Raw genomic sequence first — 22,507 nt, forward strand, 5'->3', positions numbered from 1 at the left:
GGCCGGTCACCCCCGTACTCGGCAAGTGACCGGCCCCGCCCCGGCCCAAACACGCGCGGCTCGGCCGCGCGGAACGGTTCTCCGCGTCAGCCGCGCAGGACGGCCCCCGTGCGCTCGGTCGCCAGGGCGACGGCCGCGTCGCGCGCCGCTCCGGCCTCCTCCGCCGTCAGCGTCCGGTCGGCGGCCCGGAAACGCAGGGCGAAGGCCACCGACTTGCTGCCCTCGCCGACCTGGTCGCCGGTGTAGACGTCGAACAGGCGCACGCTCTCCAGCAGTTCGCCGGCGCCCTCGGCCAGCGCGTCGCTGACCCGCCCGACCGGAACCGAGGAGTCCACGACCAGGGCCACGTCCTGCGTGGCCACCGGGTACGTGGAGATCTCCGGCGCGGTGACCGGGGTGCGGGCCCGCTCGATCCGGTCGAGTTCGACCTCCACCGCGGCCGTGCGCTCGGGCAGCCCGAACGCCTGGACGGTGCGCGGGTGCAGCTCTCCGGCGTGGCCCACGAGCAGGCGCTCGCCGTCCACGCGCACGTACAGCGCGGCGCAGCGGCCCGGGTGCCACGGGGCGTGCTGGTCGGCCTCGACCTCCAGTTCGACCCCGGCGACGCGGGCGACGTCGCGCGCGGTCTGGATCGCGTCGGCCCAGCCGGCCTCCCGGCCCGGGCCCCACCATCCGGCGCGTTCGGCGTGGCCGGAGATCACCGCGCCCACCCTGCGCGGCTGGTCCGGCAGGGCGGCCTCGATCCGGGCCAGCTCCTCGGCGTCGGGCCCGCGGTCCACGGCGAGCATGGGCGCGCGGGGGGCGCCGGGCCTGGGCCGGTAGACCAGGCCCGTCTCGTACAGGGCCGCGTCGGTGAACCCCCGGCCCGCGTTGCGGGCCAGCGCCTTGAACAGGCCCGGCAGCAGCGTGGTGCGCAGCAGCGGCTCGCCCTCGTTGAGCGGGTTGGCCAGGCGCAGGGCGGCGCGGCGGTCGTCGTCGGCCGCCAGCTGGAGGCCGTCGAGGTCGCGCTCGCCGACGAAGGGGTAGTTCAGCACCTCGTGGAAGCCGGTCCCGGCCAGGGTGCGGCCGACCGCGCGGCGCAGGCGCTGGCTCGCGGTCAGGCCTCGACCCGAGGCGCGCGGGCGGATCGAGGGGATGTTCTCGTAGCCCTCGAAGCGGATGACCTCCTCGGCGAGGTCGTTGGGGTCGGTGATGTCGGGTCGCCAGCTGGGCGGAACGACCTTCAGGAGGTCCCCGTCGGCCTCCACCTCGCAGCCGACGGCGCGCAGCCAGCGCCGCGTGGTGCCCTCGGGGTAGTCCACCCCGGCGACGGCGCCCGCGTGGGATGCCCGCACCGTGATCGGCTCGCGCGCTGCGGTGCGGTCCAGGTGGGTGTAGGCGGTCTCGACGGCGGCCCCGCCCAGCTCCGCGAGCAGCTCGACCGCGCGGGTGGCGGCGGCCAGCTGCACGGCCGAGTCCACGCCCCGCTCGAAGCGGCGGGAGGACTCAGAGGACAGCTGGTGGCGCCGCGAGGCGCGGGCGATGTGCATGGCGTCGAAGTGCGCGGCCTCGACCAGCACCTCGGTGCTGGTCAGGGAGATCTCCGTGGTCAGGCCGCCCATGACCCCGGCGATGTTGACCGGGCCGCTGTCGTCGGCGATGACGATGTCGTCGGTGTCCAGGGAGCGCTGGACGTGGTCCAGGGTCTCCAGCTTCTCCCCCGCCTCGGCGGCGCGCACCCGCAGGGCGCCCCGCAGCCGGGCGCGGTCCCAGGCGTGCAGCGGCTGGCCGAGTTCGAGCATCACGTAGTTGGTGACGTCGACGGCCAGGGAGATGGGACGCACACCGCACTGGTGCAGGCGGCGCTTCATCCACAGCGGGCTGGGCGCGTCGGGGTCGAACCCGGTGGCGCCGCGCAGGACGTAGCGGTCGCACAGAGCCGGGTCGATCTCGGCGGGGTGGCCCTCGCCGCCGGACTCGGCGACGGCGACGTCGGCCGGGTCGTGGAAGTCGACCCCGTACAGCGCGGCGGCGTCGCGGGCCACGCCGCGCAGGGACAGCGCGTAGCCGCGGTCGGGCGTGACGGCGATGTCCAGCACGTCCTCGCGCAGGCCGAGCGGCCCGATGGCGTCCTCGCCCACCGCGCCGAATCCCTCGGGCAGCACGATGATGCCGCTGTGGTCCTCCCACAGGCCCAGCTCGCTGGCCGAGCAGATCATGCCGGCCGACATCCGGCCGTAGGTCTTGCGGGCGCCGATCCGGAAGCCGCCGGGCAGTTCGGCGCCGGGCAGGCAGACCACGACCAGGTCGCCCTCGGAGAAGTTGCGGGCGCCGCAGACGATCTCCTGCGGCTCACCGGTGCCGTTGGCCCCGCCCACGTCCACCCGGCAGTAGCGGATGGGCTTCTTGAACCCGGTCAGCTCCTCGATCTCCAGCACGCGGCCGTACACGATGGGGCCGGTGACGTCGGAGCCGAGCTCGTCGACGGTCTCGACCTCCAGGCCCGCCAGCGTGAGGCGGCCGGCGAGTTCGCGGGCGGTGGTGCCGACCGGGAGGTCGACGTACTCCCGCAGCCAGCTCAGGGGGACGCGCATCAGTTCTCACTCCCGAACGCCGAGGTGAAGCGGATGTCGCCCTCGACCATGTCGTGCATGTCGCGCACCCCGTGCGCGAACATCAGTGTCCGTTCGATTCCCAGGCCGAAGGCCCAGCCCGTGTAGACCTCGGGGTCCACGCCCGCGGCGGTGAGCACGCGGGGGTTGACCACGCCGCAGCCGCCGATCTCGATCCAGCCCTCGCTGGAGCAGGTGCGGCAGGGCGCGTCCGGGTTGCCCACGGAGGCACCCCGGCACACGAAGCACTCCATGTCGACCTCGGCGGAGGGCTCGGTGAAGGGGAAGTAGGAGGCGCGGAAGCGCGTGCGCAGTCCCTCGCCGAACACGCCCTCGACGTAGGCGTCGATGGCCCCGCGCAGGTGGGCCAGGGTGACGCCCCGGTCCACGACCAGGCCCTCAAGCTGGTGGAAGACGGGGCTGTGGGTGGCGTCGAGCTCGTCGGTGCGGAAGGTCTTGCCGGGCGCGACCACGTACACCGGCAGCTCCCGCGAGAGCAGGGCGCGGATCTGCACCGGCGAGGTGTGGGTGCGCATGACCAGGCCGGACTCGCCCCCGTAGGGGCCCTGCACGAAGAAGGTGTCCTGCATGGTGCGGGCGGGGTGGTCGGGCTTGAAGTTGAGGGCGTCGAAGTTGAACCACTCGGCCTCGACCTCGGGGCCCTCGGCGATCTCGAAGCCCATGCCGACGAAGATGTCGGCCACGCGCTCGGCGACGGTGGTCAGCGGGTGGCGGGAGCCGCGCGGCGCCCGGTCCCAGGGCAGGGTGACGTCGACGCGCTCCTCGATGAGCACGCGCTCGTCGCGCTCGGCCTCCAGGACGGCCTGGCGGGCCTTGAGGGCCTGGCCGACGTCACGGCGGGCGCCGCCCACGCGCTTGCCCGCGTCGGCCTTGGCCGCGGGGGGAAGGGCGCCGATCTCCCGGTTGGCCAGGGCCAGCGGAGAGCGGTCCGAGGCTTGCGCGAGCCGGACCTCCTTGAGTTCGGCGAGGTCGGCGGCGGCCTCGACGGCGGCCAGCGCCTCCTCGCGCATGCGGGCGACCTCGTCGGGGTGCAGGGAGGTCACCTCGACGGGGTCGAAGGAATTGTTCGGTGCAGACATGGTTGGTTGCCTCGCCGCCGACGTCCCCGGCTTGGAGGACGGGCGGCAGTCACGGTCCGCGGCGGGGCGGACGAAGCCGACAGGAAGAGCACAGGCGGATTTCGGGCGTGCCCGGCAGAGGACGTGTGTCGCGGAGCCCGGGGCACGCCGTTGCGCCCACCGGGGAGGCTGGAGGGTCTGAGTGCCTCAGACGAACTCGGGTGCCCCGGCGGGCATGGTAAATCGGAACTCCGCGCCGCCGCTGGGGGCGCGTCCGACGGTGATCGTGCCGCCGTGGGCCTCGACGAGGCCCTTGACGATGAACAGTCCGAGGCCGGTCCCGCCCCGGCGCTTGCTGCGCCAGAACTGGCGGAAGACGCGCGGAATGGTCTCGGGCGCTATGCCCTGGCCCTCGTCGCGCACCGACACCGCTGTTCCTCCCTCGCAGGGCTCGATCACCACACTGACAGTACCAGCGCCGTGCCGCACCCCGTTTTCCACGAGGTTGGACAGGATCTGCTCGATCTTGTCGGCGTCGAGCCACATGCGCGGCAGCTCCCCGCGGGTCTCGACCCGGAAGCGCTCCTCTGGCTCCCCGGAGGCGACGCGGCCGGCCACGACCCGGCGCACGGCGTCGGGCAGGTCCACCACCTGGCGGCGCACCTCCAACCGGCCCGACTCTATGCGGGAGACGTCGAGCAGATCGTGGATGAGGCGGGTGACGCGGTCGGCGTCGGCGTTGACCGTCTCCAGCATGAACAGCTTCTGCTTGTCGGTGAGCCGTTCCCACTTGGCGAGCAGGGTGGAGGTGAAGCCCTTGACGCTGGTCAGGGGCGAACGCAGCTCGTGGGCGACCTCGGAGACCAGGTCGGCGCGGGAGCGCTCGGCGTGCGCGGAGGCGTCCCGGAGGGTGACGACCAGGCGGACGAGCTCTCCCCCGGGGCGGGCGCGCACGTAGCGCGCGGCGACGAGCACCTCGCGGTCATCGGGCAGCAGGAGGGCGCGCTCGGCCTGGCGGACGCGGTCGCGCGCGCCGCCGTAGGGGTCGCTGGCCTGCCACCAGTCGTTGCCGTCGATGCCCACGAGGGGCAGGACGGCGCGGTAGTCGCGGCCCAGGGCGGACTCGGCGGGGACGCCCAGGACGTGGGCCGCCTGGGTGTTGAAGAGCACGACGCGTCCACGGGAGTCGGCCACCACGACGCCGTCGGGCAGGTCGTCGGCGTGCAGCGGGGTGCCGCCCGGTCCGGCGGGCGAGCCGCCGTCCACCTCCCACAGGGCCGCGGGGACGCGATCGCCCGTACGGGGTCCGGGAGCGTTCTCGGCGGAGACGCCCGCGACCGGTCCGGCTCCGTGCCCGGGGTCGTCCGGGGAGTGAGCGGTCCCGCTGCCCGAGTCCTCCGCCGGGTGGTCCACCTGCCGGCCGCTGCCCACGCCTCTCCCCGCTCCCCTTGAAGGTCCACGACCACAGGCTCCTGGGCCGAGGACCGCTGACCGGTCGTGCCCGCAACGCCCGTGGACACCACCGCAGGTTGTCTACCCTGCACTTCCACCTGGTACGCCTCGCGGCCCGGGACCGGGCGCCCGACGACAGACGAGCGTACAAGCCCCCTTCGGACGACCCGCCTCCCGGGAACGGGGATCACGGGCCCCGGCGCGCGGCGCGTGCTCACACCATGTCGTCAAGCCTGCCGGGTGGGACAGGAAGGACACGGCGTCGCACCCGCGACACGGGTAGGCCGGTCGGGCCCTACGCGCGACGCGCATGGACCCTCCGCGATCCCCAGGCCCCGACCCTATAGGCACGCGGTGCCGGTGCACGTGCACTTCGGACGAACGCGGTACCCGGAATCCGCACGGGCGCCGATGGCGGGACCCGCGCGCGGGAGCGGCGCGAACGCAGCCGCTCCATCACGCACGGTAACCACCGGTGTCGTGAGCTGGGCCGATCCGAACCCGTCCGCTCCGGCTCAGGAACGCCGCTGCTGCCGCGCGGTGGTGTAGAGGCAGACCGCGGCGGCCGTGGCCAGATTCAGGCTTTCGGCCCCGCCGTAGATCGGGACGCTGACCGCGCCGTCGGTCAGGGCGACGGTCTCCTCGGGCAGTCCCCAGGCCTCGTTGCCGAACACCCAGCCGACCGGGCCGTCCAGGTCGCCGCTGTCGGCGACGGCGTGCAGGTCGCGCCGACCGCTGCCGTCCGCGGCCCACACCCGCGCGCCCACGCCGCGCAGGAAGTCGACGGCGCGGGCCACGGGGACGCCAACGACCACGGGCAGGTGGAACAGGCTTCCGGCGGAGGCCCGCACGCACTTGCCGTTGTAGGGGTCGACGGAGGCGTCGGTGAAGATGACGACGTCGGCGCCGGCCGCGTCGGCGGTGCGCAGCACCGTGCCGGCGTTGCCCGGGTCACGGACGTGGGAGAGCACGGCCGCGAGGCGGACGTCGCCGACACGCTCCAGCGGGACGTCGACGAACTCGCAGACGGCGATGACCCCCTGCGGGGTGACCGTCTGGGCCAGCTCCGACATCACGTCCAGGCTGACCCTGTGGGTGGGCACGTCCACCGCGCGGGCGGCGTCCACCAGGTCGATGTGGCGCTGCATGGCCTCCGCGGTGGCGTAGACCTCGACCACGCCGGGGGCGGCCCCTCCGTGGGGGGACCGCCCCTGGGCACCGTCGACCGCGGCGGCCAGGGCCTCGCGCACAGCCTGCGGGCCCTCGGCGAGGAAGCGCCGCTCGCGTTGGCGGAAGGTGCGCTTGGCGAGCCGCCGAACCCCCTTGATCCTGGGTGAGCGGATGCTCGTGAACTCGTGGCTCGCCATCACCGCTCGCCTAGGCCGCGGCCTCGGCGGGGAGGGCCTTCTTGGCCGTCTCCACCAGGCTGGCGAAGGCGGCCCCGTCGTTGACCGCCAGCTCGGCGAGCATACGGCGGTCGACCTCGATGCCGGCCAGCTTCAGACCCTGCATGAAGCGGTTGTAGGTCAGACCCTGGGCGCGGGCGGCGGCGTTGATGCGCTGGATCCACAGGCGACGGAACTGCCCCTTGCGGTCCTTGCGGTCCCGGTAGGAGTAGGTCATCGAGTGGAGCATCTGCTCCTTGGCCTTGCGGTACAGGCGCGAGCGCTGCCCGCGGTAGCCGCTGGCCCGGTCGAGGACGACCTTGCGCTTCTTCTTGGCGTTGAGAGCCCGCTTCACGCGTGCCACTGGAACTCCCTAGTTGTCTCTTCCGGCGCGCGCGGCGCGCCGACCGGCCCGGCTGCGTCGAACCCGGCGGCCGTGTTGCTTCGGTGGTTCCCTCCCGGGGGCCGTCACCGCACCGGCCGTGGCCGGCGGGCGGGCGCTTCCGCGGAGGTGAGGGGCCCGGGACTACTTGCCGAGCAGCTTGCGCATGTTCTTGGCGTCCGCGGGGGAGAGCACGGCCTCGTTGCCCAGCTTGCGCTTGCGCTTGGAGGTCTTGTGCTCAAGGATGTGGTTCTTGTTGGCACGGCGGCGCATGATCTTGCCGGAGCCGGTGACCTTGAAGCGGTCCTTGGCCCCACTGTGGGTCTTGTTCTTCGGCATGTCGCCGTCGTCTCCTACTCCGTCGGAGTGCCACCCGCCCCCAGGGGGCGGAGGACACGGTTCTTCCGCTGCTGTGTCGGGGACACCGCGCGCCGGTGCACCGCACCCGGGCCGTACGCGCGCAACCCTTCCCACCACCCGGTCCCTGTCGGCGACCGGGCGGTGGGGGAATTCCCGTCGCTAGGCGTCCGTGCTCTGCTCGCGGCGGGACTTGTCCCCCGCCGCCGCACGGGCCTCGGCCTTGTGCTCGGACCGCCGCTTGTGCGGGCCGATCACCATGACCATGTTGCGACCGTCCTGCTTGGGCTGCGACTCCACGGTGCCAAGGTCCTGGACGTCCTCGGCCAGGCGCGCCAGCAGTCGGCGGCCCAGCTCGGGCCGGGACTGCTCACGGCCGCGGAACATGATCGTCACCTTGACCTTGTCCCCGCTCTTGAGGAACCGCACCACGTGACCCTTCTTGGTCTCGTAGTCGTGCGGGTCGATCTTCGGGCGGAGCTTGATCTCCTTGATGATCGTGTTCGACTGGTTCTTGCGCGACTCGCGGGCCTTGACCGCGGACTCGTACTTGAACTTGCCGTAGTCCATCAGCTTGGCGACCGGCGGACGCGCGGTCGGTGCGACCTCGACGAGGTCGAGGTCGGCCTCCTGGGCCAGACGCAGGGCGTCCTGCACGGAGACGATGCCGACCTGCTCGCCGTTGGGTCCGACGAGACGGACCTCGGGAACCCGGATGCGGTCATTGATGCGGGGCTCGGCGCTGATGAGACCCCTCCCTAGCTATGTCGGATTACCTGGGACCGGTCGCCCGCCTGGTGGTGGACGGCCGTGTGGACCGGGCCGCCCTCGTCCGTCGGGCCGCCGGTCGCGTCGGGGTCCGCATACAGCGAAAACCCCGCCAGCGTTTGCAAGCGGGGTGATCCGACCGGTTATTCCCAGCGAGGTCGCGCGCGCGGACCGGGCACCCCGGACACGGGTGCTCGGTCGACAGAACGCGGCGCGATCGATCGCCGGGCCGGAACCCGCGCGGGCGGTACCCGGCAGGTGGGAGGATCATCTCCGCTTGCGGCTCCGGTGTGGGACACACCGGACCAAGTCGATACCTCATCGTACCAGTGCCCGGAGCCGGTTCGTCCCACCCGGGCGGTCACCCTCCCCCGACAGCGCTCAGGCGGAGACGGAGCGGCGGGCCAGCTCGGCCTCACCGGCCGCGCGCATGGCCTCCACGGGCACCTCGCCGGCGCCGGTCATCAGGCGGACCTGCTCGACGGCCTGGTGCAGGAGCATGGGGAAGCCGCCGACCACACGGCCGCCGCGCGCGGCGACGGCCGCCGCGGCGCGGGTGGGCCAGGGCGAGTAGACGACGTCGAACAGGTCGGCGCGCGAGGCGGCGAGCAGGTCGGCGTGGAGGTCCGCCGCGCCCGAGGGCAGGGAGGACACGACCAGGTCCACGTCCAGGTGCTCGTGCACCTCGGCGAGCGGGGCCACCTCCAGCGGGTGGCCCGTGCGGCGGGCCGCGGCGGCCACCTGTCCGGCCCTGGCCGGATCGCGGGCCAGCACGGTGACGGGCGCGGTCAGGCCGAGCTGGCGCAGCGCGACGAGGGCGGAGGCCGCCGTGGCCCCGGCCCCCAGGACGACCGCGCTGCGGGGGGCGTCGGCCCCGGCCTCGGCCAGGGCCGCGGTGATCCCGGCGACATCGGTGTTGTGGGCGTGCCACTCCCGCCCGCGGCGGACCAGGGTGTTGGCGCCGCCCGCCTGGAGGGCCAGGTCGGAGACGGTGCCGGCCAGTTCCAGGGCGCGGCGCTTGAGCGGCATGGTCAGGGACAGCCCGGCCCACTCCCCGCCGAGTCCGGCGAGGAAGGGCGCGAGCTCCTCCTCACCGCACTCGTGCAGGCCGTAGGACCACTCGTCCAGGCCCATCGCCGCGTAGGCGGCGGTGTGCAGCACCGGTGAGAGCGAGTGGGCCACCGGCGAGCCCAGGACGGCGGCGCGCACCGGTCCCATGTCAGCGTCCCCCTACCATTCGGCCTGGTTCTCGGCCACCATCTGGTTGTGCTCCTCCAGGGTGGTGGAGAAGCCGGTGTGGCCGTTCTCGGGGTCGACGAGCGCGAAGTAGAGGTAGTCCTCGTCGGCCGGTGCCAGGGCCGCCTCGATGGCGTCCACCCCGGGGGCCACGAACGGCCCGGCGGGCAGTCCGGTCATGCCGTAGGTGCTGTAGCCGCGCGGGTCGGCCTCGCAGGAGGCGCGCTGCTCGTTGTCGAGGAAGGTGCCCTCCTCGCCCAGGACGTAGAAGCACGTGCTGTCCATCTGGAGCTGCATGCCCTCCTCCAGGCGGTTGTGCACGACCGCGGAGATGAGGGGCATGTCCTCCTTGGTGCCGGTCTCGGCCTGGACGATGGCCGCGATCGCCATGACCTCGTTGGCGTCGTAGCCCAGCGCCTCGGACCTGCCCTCCAGGTCGATCTCCTCGGCGACCTGGTTGTGCTGGGTGACCATCGTCTTGAGCACCGAGAGCGCGTCGGAGCCCGGGTCGAACCGGTAGGTGGACGGGAACAGGTAGCCCTCGGGCCCCTCGGTGGCGTAGTCGGGCAGGCCGAGTTCGTCCGTCTGGGCGTAGGCCGCGTCCAGTTCCTCCACACTCAGGTCGGTGGCCTCGGAGATCCTCTCGAAGATGCCGTCGGTGCGCAGACCCTCGGGGATGGTGACGCGCCCGCCGACACGGCTGGCCGGGTCGAGCAGGGCGGCCACGGCGGCCTCGCCGCTCATGCCCTGGGCCAGGGAGTAGGTGCCGGGGGCCAGCCCGGAGCCGAGCTCCTCCTCGGGGACGGCGTCCAGCGCGTTGAGGAACGCCCGGGGACTGGCCACGACCCCGGCGTCGGCGAGGTTCTCGCCCACGACCGAGCCCGCGTCGCCCTGCTCGATGACGAACACGGTCTCGCCGCTGCCCTGGCCGTCGAAGTCGGCGGGCAGGACGTAGGTGCGGATGACGGCGTAGCCGCCGCCCGCCACGACCAGGAGCAGGACCAGGGCGAGCACGATCGTCAGGGCCCGGCTCCTGCGGCGGCGCTTCTTGCCGCCCTTGCCCGCGTTGGCGCGGGCCCTCTTGAGCTCCTTGGCCTTCTTGCGGCTGCTGCGGCCGCCCCCGTAGGCCTCGGCGATGTCGGCGAGGTTGGGCTCCTCGTACTCGTCCTCCTCCTCGGGCTCCTCCTCCGGCTCCTCGCGGCGGCCGCGCCTGCGGCGGCCTCCGCGCCGACCGCCGTCGTCGGCCGCGGACGCGCGGCGGGAGCGGCGGGGACGGGGTTCGGGCTCCTCCTCGGAGGCCTCCTCGGCGAAGGACTCGGCGGGCTCCTCCTCGGGCTCCTCGTCCTCCCGGGGGGCCTCGTCCTCCACGGGGGCGCCGCGCCTGCGGCGCCCGCCGCCGCGGCGGCGGCCTCCCCGGTCCTCCTCCGCCTGCCTGCGGCGGGAGCGGCGCGAACGCGGCTCGGGGTCCTCCTGCGGCTCCTCGTCGAAGTCCTGGGCCTCGAACGCGCCGGAGTCGGGCTCCGGGGACGCGGCGAAGGCGTCGGTGCCGGGGAAGGCGCCGCTGTCGGCGGGGGCGTCGGAACGCTCGTCCCACGCGTCGCGGTCGGCGCGCGCGCGGCGGCTGCGGCGGCCGCGGGGCTCCTCCTCGACCGCGGCGAACGCGCCGGTGTCGGCGGAGCCGCTGACGCCGGGGAAGGTCCCGGAGTCGAAGGCGCCGCTGTCCTCGGGGGCGTCGTCCAGGAAGCCCCCCGTGGGCTCGTCGTCGCGTCGGCCGCGCCTGCGGCGCGCGCGACGGCCGCGGGGCTCCTCCTCGGGGGGCGGAGCCGCGGCGGGGGCCTCGTCGGCCGGGGCGCCGCGCCTGCGGCGCCCGCCGCCGCGGCGGGGCTCCTCGGGCTGGGGTTCGGGTTCGGGTTCGGGGCGGGCGCGGCGGCCGCGACGGGGCGGCTCGTCCTCCCCGGAGGACGCGGCCGCGGGGCCCTGCGCGGGCCGGGCGGGTGCGGCGGCCTCGCCCAGGTTGGCCAGGGCGGCCAGGGCGTCCTGGGTCGGGTCGCCCGCCGGACCGGTCTCACGCGGGCGCGCGGGGCCCTGGGAGCGGGGCGGCGCGGGTTCCTGGGACCGGGGCGCCTCCTGGGCCTGACGGCGGGGGGCGCTGGAGCGGGCGGCGCGTCCGCCGCGCAGGGCGTCGGCCGCGCCGCCGCGCCGGGCGGGGCCCGAGGGGCTGGCAGGGTCTTCCGCGGGCGGCTCGGCGCGGTGGCGGCGCCCGGAGGGCTGTCCTTCGGGACTCAACGAGTCGTACCCGCCGCCGCGGGAGGCGTTCCGGGACGGGCGGAACTCACCCGTGCCGGAGTCCTCGTTCCAGTCCGCCGGTTCGGGGCGCGCCCTGCGGCCGCGCGAGGGCGGCTGCGCGGGCGGGGGGCCGCTGAGCGGGTCGTGGTCGTAACCGCGCTCGCGGTCGGCTCGCCCACGATAGGGAGTGTCGGGGTAGTCATCCCTGTCGTTCATCATTCTCCCTGGCTGGAGCGGACGATCTCGCCCGGGGGATGGCCTGTTGACCGTTCCTGGTCCAAGGCGCTCTGGAGGAGCACGGTGGCGGCGGCCTGGTCGATGACCGACCTGCGGGCCCGACCGCCCCTGGCTCCCTTGGCGGCGAAGGAGGCGCCGGAGAGCAGCTGGCTCTGGGCGGTCACCGTGGTGAGGCGTTCGTCGACCAGACGGACGGGGACGGGGTGCAGGAGAGCGGCGAGCGTGCGCGCGAACTCCCTCGCGGAGCGGGCCGCCGGGCCCTCCTCCCCCGACAGCGAGGCGGGGTAGCCCACCACGACCTCCCGTGCCTGCCTTTCCAGGACCAGCAGGGCGATGCGCTGTGTGTCGCCCTTTCCCCTCCGGACGGTCTCGACCGGGCTGGCGAGCATGCCGCCGGGGTCGCTCGCGGCGACTCCGATGCGTGCGTTGCCGGGGTCTACGGCCAGGCGCACACCGTGCCTCACGAGGACCTCTTCCCGGAACCGGAAGCGGTGCTCGGGCGGGCCGTGCCGTTGCGGACACGGCACCGCGGCTGGGAAATCCTCAACACGGTGGTCCTGTTCGTCAGCTGGATCGCGGGAATCTCCGCACAGACAGCCGTGTGATCGGCTGTGACGCGCCACAGTATGCCCGATTCGATGACAGCACGCAGCCTCAACGGTGTTGGGCGCCGTGCGGGGCCGCGGGCCGCGTCGGCCGCCTCGTATGGGGCGGTTCCGGCGGGGTCCGGGTCGGACGCGCTCCGTCAGAGTGTAAAACACCCGGGAGCCGCCGCTGCGCGCGCGAACGCCGCCGCGGTGCCCGGGAACCGGGCCCGGGGCGGTTCCCCCGCAGGTGGCGGCGGGTCCGGACCCCGTGGGGACCAGCGTGCCCGAGCGCCGTGGAATCCTCCACATGATCACTCTTGGTTATGTTACATATTCATTTCGTGTCCATGCGGGGTTGGGCTGGCGCGCCCGGGGAAACGGCCGGGTCCGGTGGTCCTCGTCACGCCCGCGCACACGCGTCGGGCGTGCGCGGCACAGGTGCCGCACACGCCCGCCGAAACCGTCGGTCTACCCCCGGGCGACGCGCTCCTCCACGGCGCGCAGGGCCTCGTCCACCTTGCCGGGGTCGCTTCCGCCGCCCTGGGCGATGTCGGGCTTGCCGCCGCCACCGCCGCCGAGCGCGCGGGCCGCGATGCCCACCAGCTCGCCCGCCTTGATCCCGGCCTTCTGCGCGGCCTTGTTGGTCGCGATCACCACGACCGGACGGTCCTTGGGCACGGCGGTCATCGCCACGACCGCGGGCTCGTCCTCGCCGAGGCGGTCGCGCACGTCCAGCACCAGCTTGCGCAGGTCGTCGCCGCCGGCGCCCTCCGGCGCCGGGGCGGCCACGACCAGCGCGGAGCCGTGGCGGCGGGCGCCCTCAGCGATCGAACCGGCCGCCTGGAGCACCTGGGCGGCGCGCAGCTTCTCGATCTCCCGCTCGGCGGCGCGCAGCCGGGAGACCATGGAGTCGATGCGCTCGGGCAGTTCCTCGCGCGGGGTCTTGAGCTGCTCGGACAGCTGCCCGACCAGGGTCGACTCCTTGGACAGGCGCCGGAAGGCGTCCACGCCCACCGCCGCCTCCACGCGGCGCACGCCCGAGCCGATGGAGGACTCGCCGAGCAGCTTGACGATGCCCAGCCTCGCGGTGGAGGGCACGTGGGTCCCGCCGCACAGCTCGACGGAGTAGTCGCTCATCTCCACGACGCGTACGCGGTCGCCGTACTTCTCGCCGAACATGGCCATGGCGCCCATCTTCAGCGCCTCGTCCAGGCTCTTCTCCTCGGTCTGGACCGGGATGTCGCCCGCCAGGACGGTGTTGACCTCCTCCTCGACCTCGGCCAGGCGCTCGCCGCCCAGCGCGCTGTCGGCGGTGAAGTCGAAACGCAGCTGGCCGGGGCGGTTCTCCGAACCGGCCTGGCCGGCGGACGGGCCCAGCGCGTTGCGCAGCGCCGAGTGGATGAGGTGGGTCGCCGAGTGCGAGCGCTCGATGGCGTGGCGGCGGCCGGTGTCGATGCCCGCGTGCACGGTGTCGTCCAGGACGACCTCCCCGGAGCGGACGGTGCCGCGGTGCACGAACAGGCCGGGCAGGGGCTTCTGCACGTCCTCCACGTCCACCACGCCGCGGCCGTCCACGGTCAGCGTGCCGGTGTCGGCGAGCTGGCCGCCGCTCTCGGCGTAGAACGGAGTGCTGTCCAGGACGATCTCGACCTTGTCCCCCGCGCGGGCCGCGGGCGCCGAGACGCCGTCCACGACGATGCCCTTGACGCGCGACTCGCTCTCGGACTCGGTGTAGCCGAGGAAGTCGGTCTCCCCCGCGCCCTCCAGCATCCGCGCGTACAGGGAGATGTCGGCGTTGCCGAGCTTCTTGGACCTGGCGTCGGCCTTGGCGGTGTCCTTCTGGCGCTGCATGAGCTCGCGGAAGGAGGACTCGTCCACGGACAGGCCCTGCTCGGCCGCCATCTCCAGGGTGAGGTCGATGGGGAAGCCGTAGGTGTCGTGGAGCTGGAAGGCGTCCGACCCGGAGAAGACGGTGCCGCCCCCGGCGCGCGTGCGCTCGGCGGCGCGGCCGAACAGCGCGGTGCCCGCGCGCAGGGTCTCGGCGAAGTTGCGCTCCTCGGTGTCGATCACACCGTGGATGACGTCGGCCCGGTCCAGCAGGTCGGGGTAGATGTCCTTCATCGCGTCGATGCTGACCTCGGTCAGCTCGTGCATGAAGGCGGTGTCGGTGCCCGAGAGCAGGCGCAGGTTGCGGATGGAGCGGCGCAGGATGCGGCGCAGGACGTACCCGGCCTTCTCGTTGCCGGGCCGCACGCCGTCGCCGACGAGCATGACGGCGCTGCGCACGTGGTCGGCGACCACGCGGAGCATGACGTCCTGCTCCTGGCCGTCGCCGTAGCGGGTGCCGGTGAGCTCGGCGGCGCGGTGCAGGACGCGGCCGATGATGTCGGTCTCGTAGATGTTGTCGACGCCCTGCAGGACCGCCGCGAGGCGCTCCAGGCCCAGGCCGGTGTCGATGTTCTTCTTGGGCAGCTCCCCGAGGATGGGGTACTCCTTGCCGCTGCCCTCACCCCGCTCGTACTGCATGAAGACGAGGTTCCAGATCTCGATGTAGCGGTCCTCGTCGGCCTCGGGGCCGCCGTCGACGCCGTACTCGGGACCGCGGTCGTAGAAGATCTCGGAGCAGGGGCCGCAGGGACCGGGCACGCCCATGTCCCAGTAGTTCTCCTCCTTGCCCATGCGCTGGATGCGCTCGGGCCGCACGCCCACCTTGTCGCGCCAGATCGCCTCGGCCTCGTCGTCGTCGAGGTAGACGGTGACCCACAGCTTCTCGGGGTCGATGCCGAAGCCGCCCTCCTCCACGGGCGTGGTGACCAGCTCCCAGGCCAGCGGGATCGCCCGCTCCTTGAAGTAGTCGCCGAAGGAGAAGTTGCCCAGCATCTGGAAGAACGTGGCGTGCCGGGAGGTCTTGCCGACCTCCTCGATGTCCTTGGTGCGGATGCACTTCTGCACGCTGGTGGCGGTGTCGTGGGGGGGCGTGCGCTGACCCAGGAAGTAGGGCTTGAACGGAACCATGCCTGCGGGCACCAGCAGCAGCGTGGGGTCCTCGGCGATGAGGCTTGCCGAGGGCACGACGGTGTGTCCGTTCTTCTCGAAGAAACTGAGGAAGCGGCGCGCGATCTCTGCCGTCTCCATTGATGCCCTCCTGCTGCTCGGCTCCGCCGCCCTGGGCGACGTGGCTGTCCCTGCCGGGACCGTGGTCACGCGTGGTCGGTAGGCGCCCATCGTAGAGGGAACCGCGCTACCGGCGCGCGTGGTTTGCGGGTGGCCGCCGGGGCCGTCCTGATCAGGACAACGGCGGCGGTCCGGTTGTTCCCAGGCTATCGCCGCCGACCACCGCCGGGCCCCGTCGTCCACAGGCGCTCGCGGCGCAGCGGCGGCCGCGCGGGGCGGGCTAGCGGGCCCCGGGCAGCCCGCGGTCGTCGGCCCCGGGCAGGGGCCGGCGCTCCTTCCGCGGGGCGTACCGGCGCAGGAGTTCCTCCTCCTGCTCGCGCACGGCGTCGGCGAGGTCCTCGTTGAGTTCGCGCAGGGCGCCCCGGTACTCGCTGACCTGGCCCTCCACCCGCTCGGCGATACCGCCCGGGGTGAGGGAGCGCCGGGCGCGGTGGACGCGGTGGACCGCGTAGCCGCCGAGGGCGGCCCCCGCGGCGAGGTAGAACAGTCTGCCGATCACCGGTTCGCCTTCCTCCGGCGGGTGCGCACGACCGCCAGGGCCCTGCGCTGGCCGAGGACGCGGCGCACCCCGTAGGACAGCGAGGCCGCCTTCACCAGCGGGCCGGTGAGCACCGAGCGGGTCAGCGCGGTCATCGTGGAGACGTCCTCGGAACTGGCCTGCACGTTGGCGGTGATCTCCTCGACCCGTTCCAGCGAGGTGTTGGTGCGCTCCACCGTGGACGCGACGTCGTCCAGCAGGGGCGGGGTGCGGTCCCCCAGTTCCGACACGACCTTGGTCGCCTCGTTGATGAGCTTGATGAGCTTGACGAGCGCCACGCACATGAACGTGGCCAGCACCGCCCAGACCACCGCGGCGACGAGCGCGGCGACCTCTCCTCCGGTAAGCATGCGGGCTCCGTGGGCAGATAGAGGGTGACTTCGAGGGTGTGCGGCGGCCCCTCGGGCACGCGCCGGGACCGGGGGCCGGGGGACGCCGGCGACCGCGCCGGGCCGGGCGCCGCGGACGGGCGTTCCTCGGCTCGGCGGATCCTCCCCTTTGGTCCGCGCGGGACGGGCCGGTTTCGGCCGACCCTATCGCGTCCCGCCTCCGGGCGGGCGAGGGCGCCACGGCGCGTCCGAACCCTTCGCGGGACGTCCGCTCCGGGCCGCGGGGATCGACGCCGCGCCCGTCCTGGGGGACAATCGGCCGCAAGCCCGGTCCTTCCGAAAAGCTGACTACGATGTGCGGACACTCAGCCGCCCCTCGGCCCCAGAAGCATCGACAGGACGCTCATGAGCCCTCGTTCTCCCCGAGAGATCTCCGTACTGGTACCGCCGGACCTGGCCCCCCTCTATCCGGACGACCCGTCGCGGATCGGTCCCTACCTCGTCCTCGGACGGCTGGGACAGGGGGGCAGCGGCACCGTCTACGCGGCCGTGGACACCGCCTCCGCGAGCGCGGGCGACCGCCTGGTGGCAGTGAAGGTCCTCACATCCGCCGAACTGGAGTCCGCTGACGCCTACCCCGCGCTGGAGCGGCGGTTGCGGGCCCTGTCCAACGTCGACTCCGCGCGCGTGGTCGTCCCCCTGGCCTTCGACAGCGACGCCAACCCCCCGTGGCTGTCCATGCCCTACATGGCGGGCGAGCGGCTGTCCCACTTCGTCACCAAGCGCGGCGGGCTGGGCACCGGCAAGCTCATCGCGCTGGCCACCGGCCTGGCCGAGGGGCTGTCCGCGCTGCACGCGCGCGGCGTGGCGCACGGGTCGCTGCGCCCCAGCGAGATCCTGCTGGAGTCGCACGGCCCGCACATCATGGAGTGCGCGGTCGTGGCCTCCCCCGAGCGCATGCGCGGGTCGGGGGCGACCTGGCTGAGCCCCGAGCGCTTCCGAGGCGGGACGGCCACGCCCGCCGCCGACGTGTTCGCCTGGGGCGCCGTGGTCGCCTTCGCCGGGACCGGGCGCCTGCCCTTCGGTCCCGGGGAGCCCGAGGAGATCGCCGAGCGCGCCGCGCGGGGCTCCTTCGACCTGACCGGTCTGGCCAAGGGGCTGCAGCCGGTGGTCGGGCGTTCCCTGGACCCCGACCCGGACGGCCGCCCCAGCCTGCGCGAGGTGATCGGCGCGGTCATCGCGGTGTGGCAGGCGCAGAACGCCGCGGAGGGCGGCGGGGCCTCCCCCGCCGGAGGCGCGTCCGCCGCACCGGACCGCGACGAGCTGGCGCGCATCCTGGAGCGCGAGTGGCACGCCGTGGAGCCCCCCGCGCGGGTGCCCGAGGTGATCCGGCTGGAGGGGCGCATGTCCAACCGGCGCCCCGCACGGGCCGTGTTCCTGGCCGCGAGCGCGGTGCTCGCGCTGACACTGGTCGGCGGCGGCGTGTGGGGCGTCTCGCGGCTGCTGGCCCCCGAGCAGGGGGACGCCCTGGTCGCGGGCGCCGACGGTGGGGGGTCCGCGTCGCCGAGCCCCGTCGCCGAGGAGGACCCGCTGACCCTGGTGGTGCGGTTCGACCCCGCCGAGCAGGAGTCCCCCGAGACGGGTCCGTGGGTCTACACCCCCGTCGACCGCGAGGACGAGCCGGTCCGCGGCCGGGGCATCCCCAGCCACGCGGCCTGGGCTGAGCAGTGGGACGTGGCCGGGGAGCCGGGCGAGGCCGTGGTCGCCCCCGACGCCGAGGTGCTCTGCGCCAAGTTCTGCGCCGCGCCCGAGCACCTGTTCATCGACGAGGAGGGCCGCGGCACCTGGGAGCTGACCGGGAGCGACTTCGTCGACTACCTGTCGTGGGGCCCGGTGGTCGTCGTGGAGGTGACCTTCGCCGAACCCGCCGGGGAGGGGGGCGAGGGGCCCCGCGAGATCGTGCGGGTGACGGAGCTGTTCACCGACTGACCTCCGCGGCGCGGGCGCCCGCCCCTGATTCCCCTCCCGGGCGCGTGCGGCGGCCGGGCGCCGTCCGCCGCACGCGCGCCGCTACCGCGGGCCGCTCCCCGGCGTTCAGCCGCGCTGGCCGCCGCCCCGCAGGACCTCCTTGATGCGCTGGAGGACCTCGCCGAAGCGCCGTTCGGCGCCGTGCTGGGTAGGCCGGTAGTACTCGCGGTCGGCGAGCCCGTCGGGGGCGTGCCGCTGGGGGGCGACGCCGCCGGGGAAGTCGTGGGCGTAGCGGTAGCCCTTGCCGTGGCCGAGTTCGGCGGCGCCCCGGTAGTGGCCGTCGCGCAGGTGGGCGGGGACGGGTCCGGCCAGGCCCGCGCGCACGTCGGCCGCGGCGGCGTCGATGGCCGAGACGACCGCGTTGGACTTGGGGGCCAGGCTGATGTGGATGACGGCCTGGGCGAGGTTGATGCGGGCCTCGGGCATGCCGATGAGCTCCACGGCCTGGGCGGCGGCCACTGCGGTCTGCAGGGCGGTGGGGTCGGCCATGCCGACGTCCTCGCTGGCGTGCACGACCACGCGGCGGGCGATGAAGCGGGGGTCCTCACCCGCCTCGATCATGCGGGCGAGGTAGTGCAGGGCGGCGTCGGGGTCGGAGCCTCGCATGCTCTTGATGAAGGCGCTGACGACGTCGTAGTGCTGGTCGCCGGAGCGGTCGTAGCGCACGGCGTGCCGGTCCACGGCGCGTTCGACGTGTTCGGCCGTGATGGTGACCGGCTCCGCGCCGGGGGCGCCCGCGACGAGCGCGGCGGCCTCCAGGTAGGTCAGGGAGCGGCGGCCGTCGCCGCCCGCGAGGCGCACGAGGTGGTCCGCGCCCTCGTCGGAGAGCGTGTAGCGCCCGTCCAGCCCGCGGTCGTCGGCCAGCGCCCGGTCCACCAGGGCGCGGACGTCGGCGTCCTCCAGCGACTCCAGGGACAGCAGGAGCGAACGCGACAGCAGGGGGCTGACCACGGAGAAGAAGGGGTTCTCGGTGGTGGCGCCGATGAAGCTGACCCAGCGGTTCTCCACGGCGGGCAGCAGCGCGTCCTGCTGGGTCTTGTTGAAGCGGTGGACCTCGTCCACGAAGAGCAGGGTGCGGGTGCCGTGCATGCCCATGCGGCGCCGGGCGTCGTCGATGACGGCGCGCACGTCCTTGACCCCGGCGTTGACGGCGGACAGCTCCACGAAGCGGCGCTTGGTGACGCGGCTGACCACGGTGGCCAGGGTGGTCTTGCCGGTGCCGGGCGGGCCCCACAGGAACACGGACATGGGCGCGTCGTCCTCGACCAGGCGGCGCAGCGGGCTGCCCTCCCCGAGCAGGTGGCGCTGGCCCACGACCTCGTCGAGGGTGCGGGGGCGCATGCGCACGGCGAGCGGTTCCTGGCCCCTGGCGGCCTCCGCGCCGGCGTCGTCGAAGAGCGTGTCGGACACCTGTCCAGGGTAGGCCGCCGAGGGCACCGGTCAGGTCGTCGTCGCCACGGCGGCGCGGTCCCGCGCGGGCTCGGCGGAGGGGATCATGCGGGTGATGAGCAGGGCGATGTCGTCGCCGCGCCCGGCCGGGGCCATCTCGGCGATGACGTGCGCGGCGGCCTCGGGGTTCTCGTGGTGCTCGGAGAGCGCCGCGCCGACCCTGGCCAGCCCCTGCCCCATGGGCACCTCGGAGCTCTCCACGAGTCCGTCGGAGCACAGCAGCAGGGCGGTGCCGGGCGGGAGCATGCGGGTGGTGACGGTGTACTCGGGGTCGGGGAGCACGCCCAGCGGCGGTCCGGTCTCGGGCTCCCAGAGCTCGTAGCCGTCGCGGGTGGCCAGGACGACCGGCGGCTGTCCGGCCCAGGCCGCCTGCATGACGCCGCTCTCGCGGTCCACGACGAGGTAGCCGCAGGTGGCGAAGACGATCTCGCCGGTCTCGGTGAGCAGGCGGTTGGTCTCGCCCAGGACGACGCCGGGGTCGGACTGGTTGGTGGCGTAGGCGCGGAAGGCCACGCGGATCTGGCCCATGGCGGCCGCCGCCTCGACGCCGTGCCCCTGGACGTCGCCGACCAGGAGGCCGACCTTGTTCTCGGGGAGTTCGATGACGTCGTAGAAGTCGCCGCAGATGCGCCAGTCTGCGCGGGAGGGGAGGTACTTGGTGGCGATGTCCATGTCGGGGAAGCTGGCCACCTGGCGGGGCAGCATGCGGCGCTGGACCGCGTCGGCCAGTTCCAGTTCGGCCTGCTGCGCCTTGATGCGCTGGAGGGCCTGCCCGGCGAGTCCGGCGAAGGTGAGCATGAGGGCCCGCTCGTCGCGGCTGGCGTGGTGCGGGCGGTCCCAGACCATCTGCCACACGCCCAGTGCGACCTTGCCGTCGCCGAAGATGGGCACGGTGGCCCAGGCCTGGCCGCGCACCTGGCGCATGAGTTCGACGGCGGCGGGGAAGCGGCTGATGATCTCGGCGCGGCTCTCGAAGAAGCGGGGCTGGCGGTCCTGGATGACCGCGCCCATGGGGAAGTCGGTGTCGTCGGCGCGGCGGCCGTCTATGCGGTCGATGTTGCTGGTGGCGCTCTTGGCGTGGGCGCTGGGCGAACTGCGCAGCAGCCCGTTCTCGACGTAGAGGGCGACGGCCTGGACTCCGCCGAAGATGGGCAGGAACTCCTCGCTGAGCAGGTCCATGACCTTGTCGACGGTGGTGGCCGAGACGAGTTTGGAGGACAGCTCGGTGACCAGGCGGCCGTGTTCGGCCTCGGTGCGGCGGCGGTCGGCGAGGCGGCGCACGAGCTGGACGTGCTCGGTGACGTCGTCGACGATGCCCACGAGGCGGTCGGGTTCGCCGGGCACGTAGCGGGCGCGCACGTGCAGGGAGCGCTCGTCGCCGAGGCGGTCGAAGACGCGGAAGCGCTGCTCGTAGTCGCGTCCGGCGAAGGAGGCGGAGATGGCGTCGCGCACGCGGGCGATGTCGTCGGGGTGGACGCGCTCCAGGATGCGTTCGAGTTCGCGGTCGTTCCCGGCCAGCAGCGCGCCGAGCGGGGTGGGGCCGAACATCTCGCGCAGGCGTCCGCTGACCGGGTCCAGGCTCCACAGCACGGAGTCGGAGTTGTCGGTGCGCAGCTCGCCGATCACGCGCAGGTCGGCCTCCTCGGTGGAGAGCACGTGCAGCAGGACGACCGCGCGGGCGCCCTCCGGCCCGTCCCCGGGCAGGGGGCGCAGCTCGGCCTCCACCAGGCGGGCGGCCTTGTGCGCGATGTCCAGGCGCAGGCGGGACCGGCGGCCCCAGTTCCCGGCGAGGGCCTCGTCGTGGGCGCGGGCGCCGCGTTGGGCGTCGTCACCGTCGAGGAGGTCGAACCAGGCCCCTCCGGCGAGATCGGAGGCCTCGCGGCCGAAGAGTTCGGTGAAGGCCAGGTTGGCGTGCACGATCGCGCCGTCGGCCAGGGCGAGCGCCATGGGCTCGGGGGCGTGGGAGAACGCCTCCGCGAGAGCGCTCTCGGAACCATCGCCTGAAGCGCGTTTTCCGTTCACGTATGACTCATCCTCATGTCGTCTCGGACGTCACACCCGCGCGCAGGCGCGGTCACCCTTGAAACGTTCCGACCGGCTCATTCTAGTGTCCGGGGCTGGGCCGGATCTGGTGCCGGAACGGGGGCAGGGCCGACGCACGCGTCGTCCGGCGTCCGTGTGACCTGGCTGGACGCGGACCCGCGTACTCCATCGGCGCGACGGGAGGGCGGCCGATTCCGCACCCGGGGTCGCACCCGAGCGACCACAGGATGGAAATCGTTACGCCCGTGTGACTCAACAGCGCAGAATGCACTCCGCCACCACTTCCGCCCGTGATCGGGGGTGTCCCCGTGAGGTACGTGTCCACTCCACAACACGTTCTCATCGCGGCTCGGAAGGGGTGATTCGCCCTCAACGGTAGGGGATGACGGCTGCCCGCGCATCCGTACCGGGGCACCGAGTCCGCGTCCGGCCACGCGGGCACCCCTCCATGACGCCCGATAACCGACCGTTTTCGCCGAGTGACCGAATGAGACAGGTTCAAAATGGGATGAATTCGGGCACCTGGCGGGGGCCGCGAAATTCTTCGGCCCCGGGACGGCCGGAGGGCGGGCCCGGGGGTCGCGGC

General features: G+C 73.7%; 16 protein-coding genes. 1 reads left to right on the plus strand and 15 read right to left on the minus strand.

Annotation, left to right across the window (positions count from 1 at the left end; all coding sequences use genetic code 11):
- Window positions 1–86: 86 nt before the first annotated feature.
- The 13 genes from pheT to PV789_RS20130 all read right to left on the minus strand — a co-directional run bounded on the left by pheT (window position 87) and on the right by PV789_RS20130 (window position 16,422).
- The gene (pheT, locus tag PV789_RS20070) at window positions 87–2,573 is read right to left on the minus strand and encodes a phenylalanine--tRNA ligase subunit beta (protein WP_274974058.1); all 2,487 of its coding nucleotides are present in this window, start codon (window positions 2,571–2,573) and stop codon (window positions 87–89) included.
- The gene (gene pheS, locus PV789_RS20075; RefSeq protein ID WP_274974059.1) at window positions 2,573–3,691 is read right to left on the minus strand and encodes a phenylalanine--tRNA ligase subunit alpha; all 1,119 of its coding nucleotides are present in this window, start codon (window positions 3,689–3,691) and stop codon (window positions 2,573–2,575) included. Before pheS ends, pheT begins: the two co-directional genes overlap by 1 nt.
- Before the next feature lie 186 nt (window positions 3,692–3,877).
- Window positions 3,878–5,101, minus strand: a complete 1,224-nt coding sequence (locus PV789_RS20080; RefSeq protein ID WP_274974060.1) for a sensor histidine kinase — start codon at window positions 5,099–5,101, stop codon at window positions 3,878–3,880.
- Between the two features lie 536 nt (window positions 5,102–5,637).
- On the minus strand, window positions 5,638–6,489 hold the full coding sequence (locus PV789_RS20085) for a TrmH family RNA methyltransferase (RefSeq protein ID WP_212643557.1): 852 nt from the start codon (window positions 6,487–6,489) through the stop codon (window positions 5,638–5,640).
- Window positions 6,490–6,499: 10 nt separating this feature from the next.
- Complete coding sequence (rplT, locus tag PV789_RS20090) at window positions 6,500–6,871, minus strand: 50S ribosomal protein L20 (RefSeq protein ID WP_274974061.1); 372 nt, start codon at window positions 6,869–6,871, stop codon at window positions 6,500–6,502.
- A 162-nt stretch (window positions 6,872–7,033) separates the two neighbouring features.
- Window positions 7,034–7,228 carry a 50S ribosomal protein L35 gene (gene rpmI, locus PV789_RS20095; RefSeq protein ID WP_013154086.1) on the minus strand — a complete coding sequence of 65 codons (195 nt, stop codon included), beginning with the start codon at window positions 7,226–7,228 and terminating at the stop codon, window positions 7,034–7,036.
- Between the two features lie 180 nt (window positions 7,229–7,408).
- Window positions 7,409–7,993: a translation initiation factor IF-3 gene (gene infC, locus PV789_RS20100; RefSeq protein ID WP_082166842.1), complete on the minus strand. Its 585-nt coding sequence runs from the start codon at window positions 7,991–7,993 to the stop codon at window positions 7,409–7,411.
- Window positions 7,994–8,395: 402 nt separating this feature from the next.
- Window positions 8,396–9,232: a shikimate dehydrogenase gene (locus tag PV789_RS20105; RefSeq protein ID WP_274974062.1), complete on the minus strand. Its 837-nt coding sequence runs from the start codon at window positions 9,230–9,232 to the stop codon at window positions 8,396–8,398.
- A gap of 12 nt (window positions 9,233–9,244) precedes the next feature.
- Window positions 9,245–11,752, minus strand: a complete 2,508-nt coding sequence (gene mltG, locus PV789_RS20110) for an endolytic transglycosylase MltG (RefSeq protein ID WP_274974063.1) — start codon at window positions 11,750–11,752, stop codon at window positions 9,245–9,247.
- The gene (gene ruvX, locus PV789_RS20115) at window positions 11,752–12,237 is read right to left on the minus strand and encodes a Holliday junction resolvase RuvX (RefSeq protein ID WP_274974064.1); all 486 of its coding nucleotides are present in this window, start codon (window positions 12,235–12,237) and stop codon (window positions 11,752–11,754) included. The genes mltG and ruvX overlap by 1 nt, the downstream gene beginning before the upstream one ends.
- 591 nt (window positions 12,238–12,828) lie before the next feature.
- Window positions 12,829–15,495 carry an alanine--tRNA ligase gene (gene alaS / locus PV789_RS20120; RefSeq protein ID WP_274974065.1) on the minus strand — a complete coding sequence of 889 codons (2,667 nt, stop codon included), beginning with the start codon at window positions 15,493–15,495 and terminating at the stop codon, window positions 12,829–12,831.
- 259 nt (window positions 15,496–15,754) lie between these two features.
- Window positions 15,755–16,033: a hypothetical protein gene (locus PV789_RS20125; protein ID WP_274974066.1), complete on the minus strand. Its 279-nt coding sequence runs from the start codon at window positions 16,031–16,033 to the stop codon at window positions 15,755–15,757.
- Entirely contained in the window at window positions 16,030–16,422 is a 393-nt protein-coding gene (locus tag PV789_RS20130; RefSeq protein WP_013154102.1) for a DUF948 domain-containing protein, read from the minus strand. The genes PV789_RS20125 and PV789_RS20130 overlap by 4 nt, the downstream gene beginning before the upstream one ends.
- A gap of 384 nt (window positions 16,423–16,806) precedes the next feature.
- On the opposite strand from PV789_RS20130, the gene PV789_RS20135 reads away from it, so the two are divergent.
- Complete coding sequence (locus PV789_RS20135) at window positions 16,807–18,390, plus strand: serine/threonine-protein kinase (protein ID WP_274974067.1); 1,584 nt, start codon at window positions 16,807–16,809, stop codon at window positions 18,388–18,390.
- 105 nt (window positions 18,391–18,495) lie between these two features.
- On the opposite strand, the gene PV789_RS20140 is transcribed toward PV789_RS20135, so the two are convergent.
- The gene (locus PV789_RS20140) at window positions 18,496–19,839 is read right to left on the minus strand and encodes a replication-associated recombination protein A (protein ID WP_274974068.1); all 1,344 of its coding nucleotides are present in this window, start codon (window positions 19,837–19,839) and stop codon (window positions 18,496–18,498) included.
- 30 nt (window positions 19,840–19,869) lie between these two features.
- Window positions 19,870–21,900, minus strand: coding sequence for a SpoIIE family protein phosphatase (locus tag PV789_RS20145; RefSeq protein ID WP_274974069.1), 2,031 nt, complete (start codon window positions 21,898–21,900; stop codon window positions 19,870–19,872).
- Between the last annotated feature and the right edge of the window lie 607 nt (window positions 21,901–22,507).

Source organism: Nocardiopsis camelliae, from assembly GCF_028993595.1.
Classification (GTDB): Bacteria; Actinomycetota; Actinomycetes; order Streptosporangiales; family Streptosporangiaceae; genus Nocardiopsis; species Nocardiopsis dassonvillei.

What these genes read in the sequence shown, in the direction of transcription:
- pheT (WP_274974058.1), bottom strand. Translation starts at nt 2,573, where the DNA reads ATGCGCGTCCCCCTGAGCTGGCTGCGGGAGTACGTCGACCTCCCGGTC.
- pheS (WP_274974059.1), bottom strand. Translation starts at nt 3,691, where the DNA reads ATGTCTGCACCGAACAATTCCTTCGACCCCGTCGAGGTGACCTCCCTG.
- PV789_RS20085 (WP_212643557.1), bottom strand. Translation starts at nt 6,489, where the DNA reads ATGGCGAGCCACGAGTTCACGAGCATCCGCTCACCCAGGATCAAGGGG.
- rpmI (WP_013154086.1), bottom strand. Translation starts at nt 7,228, where the DNA reads ATGCCGAAGAACAAGACCCACAGTGGGGCCAAGGACCGCTTCAAGGTC.
- PV789_RS20105 (WP_274974062.1), bottom strand. Translation starts at nt 9,232, where the DNA reads ATGGGACCGGTGCGCGCCGCCGTCCTGGGCTCGCCGGTGGCCCACTCG.
- mltG (WP_274974063.1), bottom strand. Translation starts at nt 11,752, where the DNA reads ATGAACGACAGGGATGACTACCCCGACACTCCCTATCGTGGGCGAGCC.
- alaS (WP_274974065.1), bottom strand. Translation starts at nt 15,495, where the DNA reads ATGGAGACGGCAGAGATCGCGCGCCGCTTCCTCAGTTTCTTCGAGAAG.
- PV789_RS20130 (WP_013154102.1), bottom strand. Translation starts at nt 16,422, where the DNA reads ATGCTTACCGGAGGAGAGGTCGCCGCGCTCGTCGCCGCGGTGGTCTGG.
- PV789_RS20135 (WP_274974067.1), top strand. Translation starts at nt 16,807, where the DNA reads ATGAGCCCTCGTTCTCCCCGAGAGATCTCCGTACTGGTACCGCCGGAC.